Raw genomic sequence first — 14,508 nt, forward strand, 5'->3', positions numbered from 1 at the left:
ACAACTAAACCAGTGGACAATTCAGGGAGCATTACAACGACATGAGTGATCGTGAGATCGATCAACAGTTGGTGGAGCGTGCCCAGCGAGGTGAAAAAAGAGCTTTCGACCTGCTTGTTGCAAAATATCAGCGTCGTCTGGCCAGACTTTTGTCACGTTTCATTCGCGACGGCGCCGACATCGAAGATGTGACGCAAGAAGCATTCGTCAAAGCGTATCGCGCCTTGCCGTCGTTTCGCGGCGAGAGTGCGTTTTACACATGGCTGTACCGAATCGGCATCAATACTGCCAAGAATTTCCTCAGTTCCGCCGGGCGACGTCCGGTGGTCAACAGCGAGTTTGAGGACGAGGATGGCGAGAGCTTCGACCTGGCGTCGCAAGTTCCCGACATGAACACGCCCGAAACCGAGCTGATGAACAAGGAAATCGTGACGACAGTGAACAGTGCCGTGCAGGCTCTGCCGGAGGAGCTCAGAACGGCCATTACCCTCAGGGAAATGGACGGACTGTCCTATGAAGAGATTGCACAGGTGATGAACTGTCCCATCGGCACCGTCCGTTCGCGCATTTTCCGGGCGCGGGAGGCCATTGCTGCCGAATTGAGGCCATTGCTGGATACGGCAAAGAACAGAAGGTGGTAGGTATGAAAGAAAAATTATCTGCACTGATGGATGGCGAGCTGGACGGGCAGCCCGCAGAGAGAGCCATCAAAGCCATCACGGAAGAAGAGGAGCTCAAGCAGGTGTGGGATGCCTATCACCTGATTGGTGATGCCATGCGTGCCAATACGCATGTGGCGGTCGATGTCCGCCGACAGGTGGCAGAGCGCCTGGTGGCCGAGCCCACGGTGCTGGCACCACGCCGCTGGTTTGCCCCGGTACACAGGCGGCGTGCCGGTGCGGTGGCACTGGCGGCCAGCGTCAGCTTTGCCGCCGTGGTGGGCTGGCAGCAGTTGTCGCATGGCAATGCGGCCTCCGCTGTTGCTGATCGTGGCGTTCCGGTGGCGGCGGTTCAGTCGGCACAGGAGCAGGACGACCTTTATCTGGCAGCCCATCAGGAAATGACGGCAGACCAGAGCGTGTACAAGGTCTCTTACGGAAATGGAGTCCGCCACTGATGCGTCTGACACAGCTGTCCGGGGTCTGTCTGATGGGTGTGGCAGTGCTTGCCCATGCAGATGATGATTGGCTGGTGGTGAAAAGGGCGGCTGTTGCCGCAAGGCAGCAGCCCTTGACGGGAACCTATCTGCACCAGATGAACGGTTCACTGGAGACTTTCCGCATTGTCCGGGGAGGGGCGGGCGATAACATCCAGGAAAAACGCACTTCACTGGACGGGCCGTCACGGGAGATTATTCGCAAGGGGCAGGAATTGACCTGTTATGCCCCGGATGCGAAATCGCTGTCGGCGGCCAAGGTCAGTGCCATGCGGCTTTTTCCTGCCATCCTGCCGGATGACATAGGCAATATCGCCCAATCCTATACGGTAAAACGCAGTGGCAAGGACCGGGTGGCGCAGCGTGATTGCAACTGGACGGATCTCAAGCCCAAGGACAGCAAGCGTTACCTGCTGCGCCTGTGCATCGATACGGCCAGCAGCTTGCCACTGAAAGTGATGTCCCAGAATGCTGCGGGCGAAACGGTGGAGCAGTTTACCTTCACCGAGATTGAACTGCAGGGACCGAGGGAAAAGTCCGCTTTCCGGCCGCAATACAAGCAGAACTATGTTCTGCGAAGTGCCAGCGCGCCGCAGATGACTCTGGATGCGGATGCGCCGTCTGAAGTCAGCGGCATGCCCGCTGGCTTCAAGTTGCTGCGTGCGGTGCAGCGCAGCCTGCCGGGTCAGGCCGAGCGCACGGTGCGGCATATGGTGTTCAGTGACGGGCTGGTGATGTTGTCGCTGTTCATCGAGCCGCAAGCCGAAGGTCGGCCGGAGCGGGCAGTCAACCTGCATGGTGCCGTCAATATGGCAACGGCGGTGCAGGGTGATTACCTGGTCACTCTGGTGGGTGATCTGCCAGAGCCCACCATGCTGGCCATGATCCGTAATCTCAAGATCACACTCAAACCATGATGGTGCTGGCCGGCTGTCCCGCCGTATTCGGGGGTGGCCGGCTGCTTTATTTTCCTGCTGTTTTCTGTGCAAACCACATCAAGATGGAGCGACCATGTCGATCAAGAAACTGATCGTTGCTGCCATGCTGGCGGCCTCTGCATTCACCATTCAGCCGACTGTCGTATGGGCTGCTGATCTACCTGATTTTACCCGTATTGTCGAAACCGAAGGCCGCGCTGTCGTCAACGTCAGCACCACTTCCACCATCAAGCAGAATGTCAGTGCGCTACCCGATGGCATGGAGGGCGATCCCTTCTTCGAATTTTTCCGTCGCTTTGCGCCGCAGCAGCAACAGGAGCGGCAAGAACGCTCATTGGGCTCCGGCTTCATCATTTCTGCCGATGGCTATTTGCTGACCAATGCCCATGTGGTGGCGCGGGCTGATGAAATTACCGTCACGCTTACCGACAAGCGCGAGTACAAAGCCAAGGTGATCGGTTCGGATGCCCGCACCGATGTGGCCTTGCTCAAAATTGACGCCAAGAACCTGCCGGTGGTGCGGCTGGGAAACATGGCGGACGTGAAGGTTGGTGAATGGGTGCTGGCCATCGGCTCGCCCTTCGGCTTTGAGAACACCGTCACTTCCGGCATTGTGTCGGCCAAGAACCGCCTGCTGCCGGATGAGAATTTTGTCCCCTTCCTGCAGACCGATGCCGCGGTCAATCCGGGGAATTCCGGTGGCCCGCTGTTCAATCTGAAGGGTGAAGTGATTGGCATCAACTCCCAGATCTACAGCCGCTCTGGCGGTTTCATGGGGATTTCCTTTTCCATTCCGATTGATGTGGCGATGAATGTGGCCGATCAGCTCAAGGCCACCGGCAAGGTGAGTCGTGGTCGCATCGGCGTGGCAATTCAGGAGCTGAACAAGGATCTGGCGGCATCATTCGGACTGGCAAAACCATCCGGTGCCTTGGTCAATGATGTGGAGAAAAAGAGCCCGGCCGAGAAGGCAGGCTTGCGCACCGGTGATATCATCCTCTCCGTTGCCGGTCAGGCGGTGGAGTCCTCATCAGACTTGCCACGTCTGATCGGTGCCATCCGGCCGGGCAAGCCGGTGGTGCTGGAAGTGTGGCGTCATCGTGCGGTGCAGAAGTTGACCGTGGTGCCGGAAGAGCTGAAAACCGAAGACGCCCGTACCGCTCAGCGGGAGTACCGTTCGCCGCAAGCGGTGCCGGATGCGCAGAACATGAAGCAGCTGGGCCTGGCCTTGCAGGAGCTGTCGCCGCAGCAACTGGGCAAGGTGGGGGTCAAATATGGTCTGCAGGTCAAGCGTGCCACCGGCCTTGCCGCCCGTGCCGGCATCCAGCCGGGTGATGTGATTGTTGGTCTGGGTGGCGAGGCGCTGGGCAGTTTTGCTCAGTTCAAGGCGGCGGTAACTGCTGCGCCCAAGGGCAGTACGCTGGCCTTGCAGCTTTGGCGGCAGGGCATCACCCTGTTTGTGCCGCTGACAATTGGTGGAGATGAATGAAACTGACTTTGTATTTCAGGGAGTACTGCAGCCTGTGCCATCAGATGCTGGCTGAACTCAAGCCATGGCAGGACAAGCATGGCTTTGCGCTGGATGTGGTGGATGTGGATGCAGACCCCGTTCTGGAAGCCAGATTCAACGAACTGGTGCCGGTTTTGATGGATGGCGAACACGAGATTTGTCACTGGCATCTGGATATTCCTGCTTTGGCTGCACATTTGGGCGAAATCGGCTAAAATCCGCGCCAGTGTGAGTTGTTCAAGGGCACGCCAGCGTGCCCTTATCTTTTTGCTGGATACCGATGAAACATATCAGAAATTTCTCGATCATTGCCCATATCGACCATGGCAAATCGACCCTGGCCGACCGCTTTATCCAGTTTTGCGGTGGCCTCGAACTGCGTGAAATGAGTGCCCAGGTGCTCGACTCGATGGATATCGAGAAAGAGCGCGGCATTACCATCAAGGCCCAGACGGCAGCCTTGCATTACAAGGCGCGCGACGGTCAGGTGTACAACCTGAACCTGATCGACACGCCGGGACACGTTGACTTCTCCTATGAGGTTTCCCGCTCGCTGTCCGCCTGCGAAGGCGCGCTGCTGGTGGTGGATGCCTCGCAAGGCGTGGAAGCGCAGACCGTGGCCAACTGCTACACCGCCATCGACCTGGGGGTGGAAGTGGTGCCGGTGCTGAACAAGATCGACCTGCCGGCGGCCGAGCCCGAGCGCGTGTCGCAGGAAATCGAGGACATCATCGGCATTGAAGCCATTGATGCCGTGCGTGCCTCGGCTAAGTCCGGCATCGGCATTGAAGACATCCTGGAAACCGTGGTCAGCAAGATTCCGCCGCCGGAAGGCAATCCGGATGGCCCGCTCAAGGCACTGATCATCGACTCCTGGTTCGACAACTATGTCGGCGTGGTGATGCTGGTGCGGGTCAAGGACGGTCAGGTACGTCCCAAGGACAAGATCAAGTTCATGGCCACCGGTGCCGAGCATCTGGTGGAGCAGGTGGGTGTGTTCTCGCCCAAGTCGGTGCAGCGCGACGTGCTGAACGCCGGTGAAGTGGGCTTCATCATTGCCGGTATCAAGGAACTGAAATCGGCCAAGGTGGGCGATACCATCACCCTGATGAAAACCCCGGCCACCGAACCGCTGCCGGGCTTCAAGGAAGTGCAGTCGCAGGTGTTTGCCGGTCTGTACCCGGTGGAAAGCCATGATTACGAAGCGCTGCGTGATGCGCTGGAAAAACTGCAGCTGAACGACGCCTCGCTCAAGTTCGAGCCGGAAGTGTCGCAGGCGCTGGGCTTTGGTTTCCGTTGTGGCTTCCTTGGCTTGTTGCATCTGGAAATCGTGCAGGAACGTCTGGAACGCGAGTTCGACATGGACCTGATCACCACGGCACCCACCGTGGTGTACGAGCTGGTGCTCAAGGATGGCAGCATCATTCAGGTGGAAAACCCGTCGCGCCTGCCGGATCCGGGCAAGATCGAGGAAATCCGCGAACCCATCATCACGGCGCACATCCTGGTGCCGCAGGACTATGTGGGCGCGGTGATTACCCTGTGTACCCAGAAGCGCGGCGTACAGCGCAATATGCAGTATCTTGGCCGTCAGGTGATGCTGACCTACGACATGCCGATGAACGAAGTGGTGATGGACTTCTTTGACAAGCTCAAGTCCACCAGCCGTGGTTATGCCTCGCTGGATTACGAGTTCAAGGAATTCCAGTGCTCCGACCTGGTCAAGCTGGATGTGCTGGTAAACAGCGAGAAAGTGGATGCGCTCAGCCTGATCGTGCATCGTGCTTCCAGCATTTACCGTGGCCGCGAACTGGTATCCAAGATGCGCGAACTGATTCCGCGCCAGATGTTTGACATTGCGGTGCAGGCCGCCATCGGCGGACACATCATTGCCCGTGAGACAGTAAAAGCATTGCGCAAGAACGTACTGGCCAAGTGCTACGGTGGCGACATTACCCGTAAGAAAAAGCTGCTGGAAAAACAAAAGGCTGGTAAGAAGCGCATGAAGCAGGTGGGTAATGTGGAAATCCCGCAAGAGGCTTTCCTGGCCATTCTTCAAGTAGGGGACAAATAAGTGGGCGAAAACCTGTTCTGGGTATTTACCGTGGCCGTCATTGTCGGCGGCATGCTGATTGCGTTTGGCGGGCAGCGCGAAGTCGGACAGAAGGACTGGCCGGTGCCGGTGCAATGGGGCTATCTGGCCCTGGTGATCGGTGGCTTTGGCCTGTTGTCCAATTACATGAGCTTCACCGCGGTGATGCTGGTGTTCGTGCTGGTGACAGGTGTGGTATGGGGCCTGGACAAGTTTTTGCTGGCCAAGAAACGCGCCGGAGAACCCGGACACTTTGTTGAATACTCGCGCGGGTTTTTCCCGGTCATCCTGGTGGTGTTCCTGCTGCGTTCCTTCCTGGTGGAACCGTTCCAGATTCCCAGCAGCTCGATGCGGCCGGGGCTGGTGGTGGGTGACTTCATCCTGGTCAACAAGTTTGCCTACGGCATTCGTGTGCCGGTGCTCAATAATGTGATCGTGCCGGTGGGCAAGGTCGGCCGTGGGGATGTGGTGGTGTTCAACTATCCGCCCAATCCCAAGGTCAACTACATCAAGCGTGTGATCGGTGTGGCCGGTGATGTGGTGGAGTACCGCAACAAGCGCCTCACTATCAATGGCAAGGCGGTGCCGGATGAAAAAGACGGTACCTACGACTATCTTGAACAGGGCATGGCCATGATTCACAACGACCAGTTCAAGGAAGTGATGGATGGCAAGTCTTACAAGGTGCTCAACATTCCTGATGCGCCGGTGGTGGCGCTGGGGCAGGTTGCTGACTTCCCTTCGCGTGACCAGTGCCAGTATGATGACAACGGCTTTGTCTGCAAGGTGCCGGCGGGGCATTACTTCATGCTGGGCGACAACCGCGACAACAGTCTGGATGGTCGCTACTGGGGCTTTGTTAATGACAGGTTGATGGTGGGCAAGGCCTTCCTGATCTGGATGAACTTCAGCGCCCTGTCGCGCATTGGCACCACCATTCGCTAACCGTTTCACCAGGGGGCTAACATGCAGCGCCAGCAGGGTTTGTCAGTCATTTCGGTGCTCTTCATCATGGTCATTGTCGGTGTCGGCGTGCTGCTGGCCGGCAAGGTGCTGCCGGTGTACAACGAGTATGCCGAGGTGCGCAAGGCGGTGGCTGACATGGCCAGTCAGACCGGCAAGGGTGAAACCGAATTGCGCCGCGAGTTCATGAATCACGCCATGGTGGGCGACATTTCCTCGATCAAGCCGGAAAACCTCACCATCATTACCACGGCCAACAGTGTTTTCGTGCGTGCAGCCTATCGCCGCGAAGTGCCGCTGTTTGCCAATGTCAGCCTGGCTTTCGATTTCGACACCCAGGCTGGACAGACACCTCAGTAACTACAGTGAACCAAGTTGATACCCGATTCCGGCGCCTGTCCGAGGCGCTGGATTATGCATTCCAGAAGCCCGACCTGTTGCGTCAGGCGCTGACACACCGCAGCTTTGCGGCCTCCAATAACGAACGCTTCGAATTCATTGGCGACAGCATTCTCAACTACACCGTGGCGCGCATGCTGTTCGACCAGTTTCCGCGCCTGAGCGAAGGCGAGCTGTCGCGCTTGCGCGCCAATCTGGTCAACCAGAACACCCTGGCGGAAATTGCCCACGAACTGAAGCTGGGCGATTACCTGTATCTGGGTGAGGGCGAGCTGAAAAGTGGCGGTTTCAACCGGCCATCCATCCTGGCGGATGCGCTGGAGGCAACCTTTGCTGCGGTCAGTTTTGATGCCGACTTCCAGCATGCCGAACAGGTGGTGCGCCGCCTGTATGCCAGCCGCGTGGCCGCCATCGACCCCACCAAGCATGCCAAGGATGCCAAAACCCGTCTGCAGGAAGCCTTGCAGGCGCGCAAATGGCCGCTGCCCAAATACCGCATCCTCACCCAGACTGGTGAGGCACACGAACAATGGTTCAAGGTGGTGTGCGACCTGGGTGATCTGATGATCGAATCCCAGGGTGAGGGCGGCAGCCGCCGCGCAGCCGAACAGCAGGCTGCCGAAGTTGCGCTGCAGCAGCTTGAACAGAAACTGGCCACAGGCAAGAAAAACCTATGAACGAACACGCATATCATTGTGGCTTTGTGGCCATCGTCGGGCGTCCCAATGTGGGCAAGTCCACGCTGATGAACCATCTTATCGGCCAAAAAGTCAGCATCACCTCCAAAAAGGCGCAAACCACGCGCCACCGGGTCAACGGCATCCATACCGAAGACAATGCCCAGTTCATTTTTGTTGATACTCCGGGCTTCCAGACCTTCCACAAGGGCGCACTGAACGAAACGCTGAACAAGAGCGTGAAGGATTCGCTGGGCAGCGTGGACTGTGTGCTGTTCATTCTGGAAGCCATGCGCATCAGCGCGGCCGACCGCGAAGTGATGGCGCTGCTGCCCAAACACACGCCGGTAATCCTGGTGATCAACAAGCTGGACAAGGTCAAGGACAAGTTGCTGCTGCAGGAATTCATCGACGGTGTGCGCGCCGAATTCCCCTTTACCGATTGCGAAGTGGTCAGCGCCAAGCATGGCCAGCGTCTGTCCGAGCTGCTGGACAAAGTGCGCCCGCATTTGCCGGAATCCATGCCGCTGTATCCGGAAGACATGGTGACCGACAAGAGCGAGCGCTTCCTCTCCGCCGAAATCGTGCGCGAAAAACTGTTCCGCTATCTGGGTGAAGAACTGCCCTACGAAATGAATGTGGAAGTGGAAATGTTCGAGATGGACGGTGCGCTGCGCCGCATCCACATTGCCGTTCTGGTGGACAAGGAAAACCAGAAACCCATCGTCATTGGCAAGGGCGGGGAAAAGCTGAAAAAGATTTCTACTGAAGCGCGCCTGGACATGGAAAAACTGTTTGATGGCAAAGTCTTCCTGCAAGTGTGGGTGAAGGTGAAGTCCGGTTGGGCGGATGATGTACGTTTCCTGCGGGAATTCGGCCTGAACTGATGTCGCAGCACCCGTCACGACCGCCCTGCTGGGCGGTGGTTTTTTCTGCACCCGCCGGCCCTGCCGACATGGCTGGCCGCATGTTGCGCCTGGCGCAGCTGCAGGCTGGCTATCTGGGCGCCGATCCGGTTCAGGACAGCAATGGCACCGCCGTTGCCCGTTGTTACTGGGACGATGTTGACGCCATCGCGGCCTGGCGTGTGCATGCCGAGCATCTGCTGGCGCGGGAAAGTGGCCGCCAGAGCCGGGTGCAGTTTTCGCTGCAGGTGGATCGTGTCGATCGCGGCAGGAGTCCCGACGCATGAGCCAGCCGGGCCGGGTAGACCGTCAGCAGGCGTATCTCTTGCATGCGCAGCCCTACCGCGAAACCAGCCTGCTGGTGGAAGTGCTGACCCCGCAGCATGGCCGTTTCACCATGGTAGCGCGCGGGGCGCGCCGACCGCGTGCCGATGTGCGCGGCGTGTTATTGCCGTTTCAGCCGCTCACCCTGTCCTGGTTTGGCAAGGGGGAAGTGCGTACCTTGCATACGGCCGAATGGAATGGCGGGGTGCCGCAACTGGCTGGCATCCGCCTGGTATGCGGTTTCTACCTGAACGAGCTGATGCTCAAGCTCACCGCCCGTGACGATGCCGAACCGCGCGCCTTCGCCGTCTATGATCAGGCAGTGCGCGCGCTGGCTGGCACCGACTCACTGGCCGCCACCTTGCGCCGCTACGAATTGCGGTTGTTGCAGGCGTTGGGCTATGCAGGCAGCTTCGCCTGCGATCAGCATGGCGAAGCCATCGAAGCCACTGCCCAGTATCTGTGCCGTGGTGGCGCGCTGGCGGAGCGCGATGCCGGTTTTGATCCGGTCGGGCCATTTTTACGGCTGCCTGGCAGCGAACTCTTGGCCATCGAGGCTGACAACTACAGTGCCATCAGCACCCGCCGGGCGGCGCGCAGCCTGCTGCGGCTGCTATTGACCGATTTGCTGGGCGAGGAACCGTTTGCCTCGCGTGAACTCTTGCAGGCCATCAGCGCCATTGCCGACTGAAGCCTGCCAACAGGAGCTGAAGATGATTTTGCTTGGTGTGAATATTGACCACGTTGCCACCCTGCGCCAGGCGCGCGGCACCCGCTATCCCAGCCCGGTAGAAGCCGCGCTGGTGGCGGAAACCGCCGGTGCCGACCTGATTACCCTGCATCTGCGTGAAGACCGCCGCCATATTCAGGACGCCGACGTGGTGGCCATGCGTCAGGTGATCAAGACCCGCATGAACCTGGAAATGGCCATGACGCCGGAAATGCTGGCCAATGCGCTGGCGGTGGCGCCGGAAGACGTATGCCTGGTGCCGGAAAAGCGTGAGGAAGTCACCACCGAAGGCGGTCTGGACGTATTGGGCCACTATGCCGATGTCTGCCATTACACCGAAACCCTGCAGCAGGCTGGCATCCGCGTGTCCATCTTCATCGACCCGGACCGCGCCCAGATCAGCAAGGCGTATGAAGCCGGTGCCCGTGTGATCGAGCTGCATACCGGTGCCTATGCCGATGCCGTGCATGCCGCCGAACGCGAAGCAGAACTGGCACGCATCCGTGGCGCGGCTGCTTTTGCCGCCGAGCTGGGCATGGTGGTGAATGCCGGTCACGGCCTGAACTATCACAACGTCAAACCGATTGCTGCCATTGCGCAAATCAGCGAACTGAACATCGGCCACGCCATCATCGGCCAGGCGGTGTTCGTCGGGCTGGATCGTGCCGTGCGCGACATGAAGGCGCTGATGCAAGAAGCCCGTCGGGGCTGAGGCAGGGCAGGAGCGGGCAGATGATCTACGGCATTGGCACTGACATGGTGGAAATCGCCCGCATGCAGGGCCTGCTGCAGCGCTGGGGTAACAAGGCTGGCAGACGCATTCTGGCCGAGTGCGAAATGGCGGATTTCCTGCAATCCCGCGATCAGGCCCGCTTTCTGGCCAAGCGTTTTGCCGTGAAGGAAGCGCTGTCCAAGGCCGTCGGCACCGGGGTGGTGGATCCGGTGCTGCTGACTGCCATTGCTGTCAGTCATGATGAACTGGGCAAGCCGCAACTGGTCTTTGCTGCTGCCCTGCAGGAATTTCTCAGCCAGCGCGGCATTGTGCGCAGCCATGTTTCCATCACCGACGAGCGGGAGCATGCACTGGCCTTTGTAGTGCTGGAGCAGGCCTAAGCGCCGCGCCGGGTACTGCCCGGCATGATCATCAATCAGGGGGAAAGCCCCCGCACAGTCTGGAGAGTCAGCCATGCAAGCGCTCAACTTGCCGCGTGGTCCGGTAATGGTGGATGTACACGGCTTTAGCCTGACCGAGCAGGAAAAAGCCCGCTTGTCCCACCCGCTGGTGGGCGGGGTCATCCTGTTTCGCCGCAATTTTGACAATATCGCCCAGCTCAAGGCGCTGACTGCTGAAATCCGCGCACTGCGCACGCCGGAGCTGCTGATTGCCGTGGACCATGAAGGTGGCCGCGTACAGCGTTTTCTTGATGGCTTTACCCGTCTGCCGCCGATGAATGTGCTGGGCGAGCTGTGGCAGCAGGACGCCGCCGCCGCCGGTGCCGCTGCCGAGAATGTCGGCCTGGTGCTGGCTGGCGAATTGCGCGCCTGCGGCATCGACCTGTCCTTCACCCCGGTGCTGGACCTGGACTGGGGCCGCTGTGCCGTGATCGGCAACCGTGCCTTCCACCGTGATCCGCAGATTGTCAGCGAGCTGGCACTGGCCTTGCAGCGCGGCTTGCAACAGGGTGGCATGTCCACTTGCGGCAAGCATTTCCCCGGCCACGGCTTTGTCGCTGGCGACAGTCATTTCGTGATGCCGCAGGACGACCGCACGCTGGCCGAGCTGGAAGCGGACGATTTGATTCCGTTTGCCCGCCTGGCTGAGGCCGGCATGGGTTCGGTGATGCCGGCCCATGTGGTTTACCCGGCGGTGGATAGCCGCCCGGCGGGCTTCTCCCCGGTATGGCTGCAAGACATCCTGCGCGGCAAGCTGGCCTTTGATGGCGTCATTTTCTCCGACGACCTGGGCATGGAAGGTGCTGCTAGTGCCGGCAGCTTTGTCGAGCGAGCCGAAGCTGCATTGGCGGCAGGCTGCGACATGGTGCTGGTGTGCAATCAGCCGGAGCGCGCCGATGAAGTGCTGGCCGGCCTGCAGCCGCCGGCCCAGCCGCGTCTGGCCGAGCGGTTGCAGCGCATGGCCGGGACCGGCGACATTGCCGGCTGGCAGCAGGCAATCCTCAGCCCGGCCTTTGCCGCGCGGCAGGCGCAGGTGAAGGCGCTGGCCATTCCGCAAAACGTGTTGCAGGGGCCGGCTGTGGGTGAGGCCAGCTAAGCGCGTTGATTCAAGCAAAAAGCCGGCAAATGCCGGCTTTTTGCTTTTGCAGCTGAAAGTTCAGTTGGCCTGGGTGCGCCACAGCCGCGCCAGATGCGAAGGCCGCACGCCAGCCAGGGTGGCCGGGCAGGGGGCAAGCACCTTGTGCGCTGGCAGGCTGGTATCCCGAATCAAGGCGTCAATATAAGCCGGGCCGTCCCCCCGGCGGATGGCAGCCACCTGCGGCTCGCTGGCCTTCTCGCTCCGGGCCAGTACCACGCCGATTTCGTCATTGGCCAGCTTGACGAAGCTGCCGGGCGGGTAGATGCCCAGTTCCTTGATCAGCAGCGTGGTATAAGCCGGGTCGAATTCGTGGTCCTTGCGCTGGAAGATATGCCCCAGGGCAGCGGCTGGCACCATGCCGGCACGGTAACTGCGCGGAGTGAGCTTGGCGCAGGTGATGTCCGCCATGTGCAGCATGTGGGCCAGCGATTCGATCTCGCCGCGTGCCAGGCCGTAGGGGTAGCCATTGCCCAGCCAGGATTCATGGTGGGTTTGCACCAGCCAGTGCCACAGCTCGTCACGGACACCTGCTTCGCGCAGGATGGCGGAACTCATCAGCGGATGGCTGGCGATTTCATCTTCCTGCTGCTGGCTCAGTGCTTCTTGTTGATGGTAGAGCGCGTTTTGCAGCTCGCAGATCGACATATTCATGGTGAGCGCGGCCGACAGCATGGTGGTGCGGCGTGCTGCGCTCAGGTCGGGAATGCGGCGGCTGAGCAGTGCCAGCAAGGCGGTGGTGTGCAGGGCGTGCGCCGGGCCGTACTCGTTGAACGGCACCAGCAGCAGGCTGGCGATCACCCCGTCGGGATGTTGCTCGGTCAGGCGGATGATATCGCGCACCAGAATGCCCACCTTGCGCGGAAAGTCTTCCAGCTGCATGGCATAGCTTAACAGGGTGCGGGTACGTTGCTGCAGGAAGGCCATTTCATGCAGCACGCTTTCGCGCACCGTCATGGTGTCCGGCTGCTCGGGCAGGCTGACCGCGTCCATGCGGTTGCCATCCACCGAATAACCCATCTCCAGCAGCTTTTCGCGCTGGCGGTCGCTCAGTACGAAATGCCCCTTGCTGAGCAGCAGCAGGCCGTTGCGCGCATAGACATCCAGCGGCAGCTCCTTGCCCATGCGGATCTGTTCGGGCACGACCTTGTCGTGCAGAAGCTTTTTGAAACGGGTGGTCATGCTGCGGCTATCGTCGGCTTGGGGTGGCAAATGGCTGCAAGACCCATCCTGACAGCCAAGGGCGATTATAGGCCCAAGCGCCAGGCCGTGCTTGGCTTTTGCGCGTGTTTATCCGTGGCCGGCGGCCTGCCTTGGCTGGGTCAGCCTTTCCACAGGCTGGCGAGAAAGGAGATGCGTACGCCCGCCAGGCTGGCAGAGCAAGGTGCGGTGATCTTGTAGATGGATTGTGTGGTTTCGCGCAGCAGCACTTCGGCATAGGCCGGACCATCCGCCTTGCGCAGCGCAGCCACCTGCGGTTCGCTGGGCTTGTGACGCCGTGCCAGGACAACGGCGATTTCATTATTGGCCAGTTTGACAAAGCTGCCGGGCGGGTAAATGCCCAGTTCGCGAATCAGCATGGTGGTGAAAGCGGCATCAAAATCGACATCCTTGCGCTGGAACAGGTTGCCCAGCGCAGTGGCAGGCAGTTGTGCCGCCCGGTAGCGCCGCGGGGCCAGCTTGGCGCAAGTGATGTCGGCCAGGTGCAATAGATGCGCCGGCGGCAGGATCTGCTTGCGTTCCAGCCCGAAGGGGTAGCCGCTGCCCTGCCAGTTTTCATGGTGGGTCTGCACCAGTGCATGCCACAGCTCGTTTTCTATGCCGGCTTCGCGCAGGATGGCCGAGCTGAGCAATGGGTGTTCGCGGATGGCAGTTTTCTGCTCGGGTGCCAGCGTGCCTTGATGGCTGAACAGCTCGTTTTGCAGTTCGATCTGCGAGATGTTCATGGTGAGCGCCGCGCACAGCAACACTTCCCGATGGCCGGCGGGCAATGGCATGTGGCGGGTGATCAGCGCCAGCAGGGCTGCGGTGTGCAGGGTGTGTGCCGCGCCGTAGTCCTGAAATGGCAGCAACAGCATGGAGGCGATGAGTCCATCCGGGTGTCGCTCACTTAGCTCCAGCACTTTCTGGGCGATGGAACGCACCCTGGCTTCCAGTCCCGGTCGGCTCAATGCATGCAGCAGCATGCTGCGTACCCGCTGCTGCAGGAAGATGATTTCCTCAAACAGTGACTGGTTTTTGAGCTGGTCCGGATCCGGCTTCTCCACCGGCTTGCTTTCTTCCTGTTGCTCGGCAAAACCCAGTTTGACCAGCCGGTGCTTCATGTCCGGCGACAGCACATAATGACCACGCTTGAGCAGCAGGATGCCGTTCTTGGCGTAGACATCCATCGGCAACTCTTTGCCGATGGAGATGGCGCTGGATTTGAGCTTGTCAGAAAGCGGATTGTCAGGCATGGCGGACTGTAGTCGGTTTGATGGCAAGATTTTATAGCCATGTCATCAGT

Annotated in this window: 17 protein-coding genes and 1 pseudogene; 16 read left to right on the forward strand and 2 right to left on the reverse strand. The window is 59.8% G+C overall.

Features of this window, described 5'->3' with window-relative positions:
* Window positions 1-41: 41 nt before the first annotated feature.
* From rpoE to nagZ, 16 genes and pseudogenes are all read left to right on the forward strand, one after another.
* Complete coding sequence (rpoE, locus tag DLM_RS07270) at window positions 42-641, forward strand: RNA polymerase sigma factor RpoE (protein WP_089084833.1); 600 nt, start codon at window positions 42-44, stop codon at window positions 639-641.
* 2 nt (window positions 642-643) lie between these two features.
* Complete coding sequence (locus DLM_RS07275) at window positions 644-1,117, forward strand: sigma-E factor negative regulatory protein (protein ID WP_089084834.1); 474 nt, start codon at window positions 644-646, stop codon at window positions 1,115-1,117.
* On the forward strand, window positions 1,117-2,073 hold the full coding sequence (locus DLM_RS07280; RefSeq protein WP_089084835.1) for a MucB/RseB C-terminal domain-containing protein: 957 nt from the start codon (window positions 1,117-1,119) through the stop codon (window positions 2,071-2,073). Before DLM_RS07275 ends, DLM_RS07280 begins: the two co-directional genes overlap by 1 nt.
* 94 nt (window positions 2,074-2,167) lie before the next feature.
* Complete coding sequence (locus DLM_RS07285) at window positions 2,168-3,583, forward strand: DegQ family serine endoprotease (RefSeq protein WP_089084836.1); 1,416 nt, start codon at window positions 2,168-2,170, stop codon at window positions 3,581-3,583.
* A complete protein-coding gene (locus DLM_RS07290; protein ID WP_089084837.1) occupies window positions 3,580-3,819 on the forward strand; it encodes a glutaredoxin family protein in 240 nt (79 codons plus the stop codon). The genes DLM_RS07285 and DLM_RS07290 overlap by 4 nt, the downstream gene beginning before the upstream one ends.
* A 65-nt stretch (window positions 3,820-3,884) precedes the next feature.
* Entirely contained in the window at window positions 3,885-5,678 is a 1,794-nt protein-coding gene (lepA, locus tag DLM_RS07295) for a translation elongation factor 4 (RefSeq protein WP_089084838.1), read from the forward strand.
* Window positions 5,679-5,801: 123 nt separating this feature from the next.
* Window positions 5,802-5,903: pseudogene (locus DLM_RS23995) on the forward strand (signal peptidase I); the annotation flags it as partial.
* 111 nt (window positions 5,904-6,014) lie between these two features.
* On the forward strand, window positions 6,015-6,641 hold the full coding sequence (gene lepB, locus DLM_RS07300) for a signal peptidase I (RefSeq protein WP_420000712.1): 627 nt from the start codon (window positions 6,015-6,017) through the stop codon (window positions 6,639-6,641).
* 21 nt (window positions 6,642-6,662) lie between these two features.
* Window positions 6,663-7,019 (forward strand): DUF4845 domain-containing protein, encoded by a 357-nt coding sequence (locus tag DLM_RS07305; RefSeq protein ID WP_089084839.1) that lies wholly within the window; start codon window positions 6,663-6,665, stop codon window positions 7,017-7,019.
* Window positions 7,020-7,024: 5 nt separating this feature from the next.
* Window positions 7,025-7,735: a ribonuclease III gene (gene rnc, locus DLM_RS07310; protein WP_089084840.1), complete on the forward strand. Its 711-nt coding sequence runs from the start codon at window positions 7,025-7,027 to the stop codon at window positions 7,733-7,735.
* Window positions 7,732-8,622 (forward strand): GTPase Era, encoded by an 891-nt coding sequence (gene era / locus DLM_RS07315; RefSeq protein ID WP_089084841.1) that lies wholly within the window; start codon window positions 7,732-7,734, stop codon window positions 8,620-8,622. Before rnc ends, era begins: the two co-directional genes overlap by 4 nt.
* Window positions 8,622-8,927, forward strand: coding sequence for a hypothetical protein (locus DLM_RS07320; protein WP_089084842.1), 306 nt, complete (start codon window positions 8,622-8,624; stop codon window positions 8,925-8,927). Before era ends, DLM_RS07320 begins: the two co-directional genes overlap by 1 nt.
* Entirely contained in the window at window positions 8,924-9,655 is a 732-nt protein-coding gene (recO, locus tag DLM_RS07325) for a DNA repair protein RecO (protein ID WP_089084843.1), read from the forward strand. Before DLM_RS07320 ends, recO begins: the two co-directional genes overlap by 4 nt.
* Window positions 9,656-9,677: 22 nt before the next feature.
* A complete protein-coding gene (pdxJ, locus tag DLM_RS07330) occupies window positions 9,678-10,406 on the forward strand; it encodes a pyridoxine 5'-phosphate synthase (protein ID WP_089084872.1) in 729 nt (242 codons plus the stop codon).
* 20 nt (window positions 10,407-10,426) lie between these two features.
* The gene (gene acpS / locus DLM_RS07335; RefSeq protein ID WP_089084844.1) at window positions 10,427-10,807 is read left to right on the forward strand and encodes a holo-ACP synthase; all 381 of its coding nucleotides are present in this window, start codon (window positions 10,427-10,429) and stop codon (window positions 10,805-10,807) included.
* A gap of 73 nt (window positions 10,808-10,880) precedes the next feature.
* Complete coding sequence (gene nagZ, locus DLM_RS07340) at window positions 10,881-11,963, forward strand: beta-N-acetylhexosaminidase (RefSeq protein WP_089084845.1); 1,083 nt, start codon at window positions 10,881-10,883, stop codon at window positions 11,961-11,963.
* Between the two features lie 60 nt (window positions 11,964-12,023).
* On the opposite strand, the gene DLM_RS07345 is transcribed toward nagZ, so the two are convergent.
* Together DLM_RS07345 and DLM_RS07350 are read right to left on the reverse strand one after the other, a co-directional pair.
* A complete protein-coding gene (locus DLM_RS07345) occupies window positions 12,024-13,184 on the reverse strand; it encodes an HD-GYP domain-containing protein (RefSeq protein ID WP_089084846.1) in 1,161 nt (386 codons plus the stop codon).
* Window positions 13,185-13,324: 140 nt separating this feature from the next.
* Complete coding sequence (locus tag DLM_RS07350; RefSeq protein ID WP_089084847.1) at window positions 13,325-14,458, reverse strand: HD-GYP domain-containing protein; 1,134 nt, start codon at window positions 14,456-14,458, stop codon at window positions 13,325-13,327.
* Between the last annotated feature and the right edge of the window lie 50 nt (window positions 14,459-14,508).

Origin of the sequence: Aquitalea magnusonii (assembly GCF_002217795.2) — a bacterium.
Classification (GTDB): domain Bacteria; phylum Pseudomonadota; class Gammaproteobacteria; order Burkholderiales; family Chromobacteriaceae; genus Aquitalea; species Aquitalea magnusonii_B.

Bases quoted from the DNA above. Each gene is read 5' to 3' on its own strand.
- DLM_RS07290 (WP_089084837.1), top strand. From the start codon at position 3,580: ATGAAACTGACTTTGTATTTCAGGGAGTACTGCAGCCTGTGCCATCAG.
- DLM_RS07275 (WP_089084834.1), top strand. From the start codon at position 644: ATGAAAGAAAAATTATCTGCACTGATGGATGGCGAGCTGGACGGGCAG.
- lepA (WP_089084838.1), top strand. From the start codon at position 3,885: ATGAAACATATCAGAAATTTCTCGATCATTGCCCATATCGACCATGGC.
- acpS (WP_089084844.1), top strand. From the start codon at position 10,427: ATGATCTACGGCATTGGCACTGACATGGTGGAAATCGCCCGCATGCAG.
- pdxJ (WP_089084872.1), top strand. From the start codon at position 9,678: ATGATTTTGCTTGGTGTGAATATTGACCACGTTGCCACCCTGCGCCAG.
- DLM_RS07345 (WP_089084846.1), bottom strand. From the start codon at position 13,184: ATGACCACCCGTTTCAAAAAGCTTCTGCACGACAAGGTCGTGCCCGAA.
- DLM_RS07320 (WP_089084842.1), top strand. From the start codon at position 8,622: ATGTCGCAGCACCCGTCACGACCGCCCTGCTGGGCGGTGGTTTTTTCT.
- DLM_RS07350 (WP_089084847.1), bottom strand. From the start codon at position 14,458: ATGCCTGACAATCCGCTTTCTGACAAGCTCAAATCCAGCGCCATCTCC.
- DLM_RS07285 (WP_089084836.1), top strand. From the start codon at position 2,168: ATGTCGATCAAGAAACTGATCGTTGCTGCCATGCTGGCGGCCTCTGCA.
- DLM_RS07280 (WP_089084835.1), top strand. From the start codon at position 1,117: ATGCGTCTGACACAGCTGTCCGGGGTCTGTCTGATGGGTGTGGCAGTG.
- nagZ (WP_089084845.1), top strand. From the start codon at position 10,881: ATGCAAGCGCTCAACTTGCCGCGTGGTCCGGTAATGGTGGATGTACAC.
- recO (WP_089084843.1), top strand. From the start codon at position 8,924: ATGAGCCAGCCGGGCCGGGTAGACCGTCAGCAGGCGTATCTCTTGCAT.
- era (WP_089084841.1), top strand. From the start codon at position 7,732: ATGAACGAACACGCATATCATTGTGGCTTTGTGGCCATCGTCGGGCGT.
- rpoE (WP_089084833.1), top strand. From the start codon at position 42: ATGAGTGATCGTGAGATCGATCAACAGTTGGTGGAGCGTGCCCAGCGA.
- DLM_RS07305 (WP_089084839.1), top strand. From the start codon at position 6,663: ATGCAGCGCCAGCAGGGTTTGTCAGTCATTTCGGTGCTCTTCATCATG.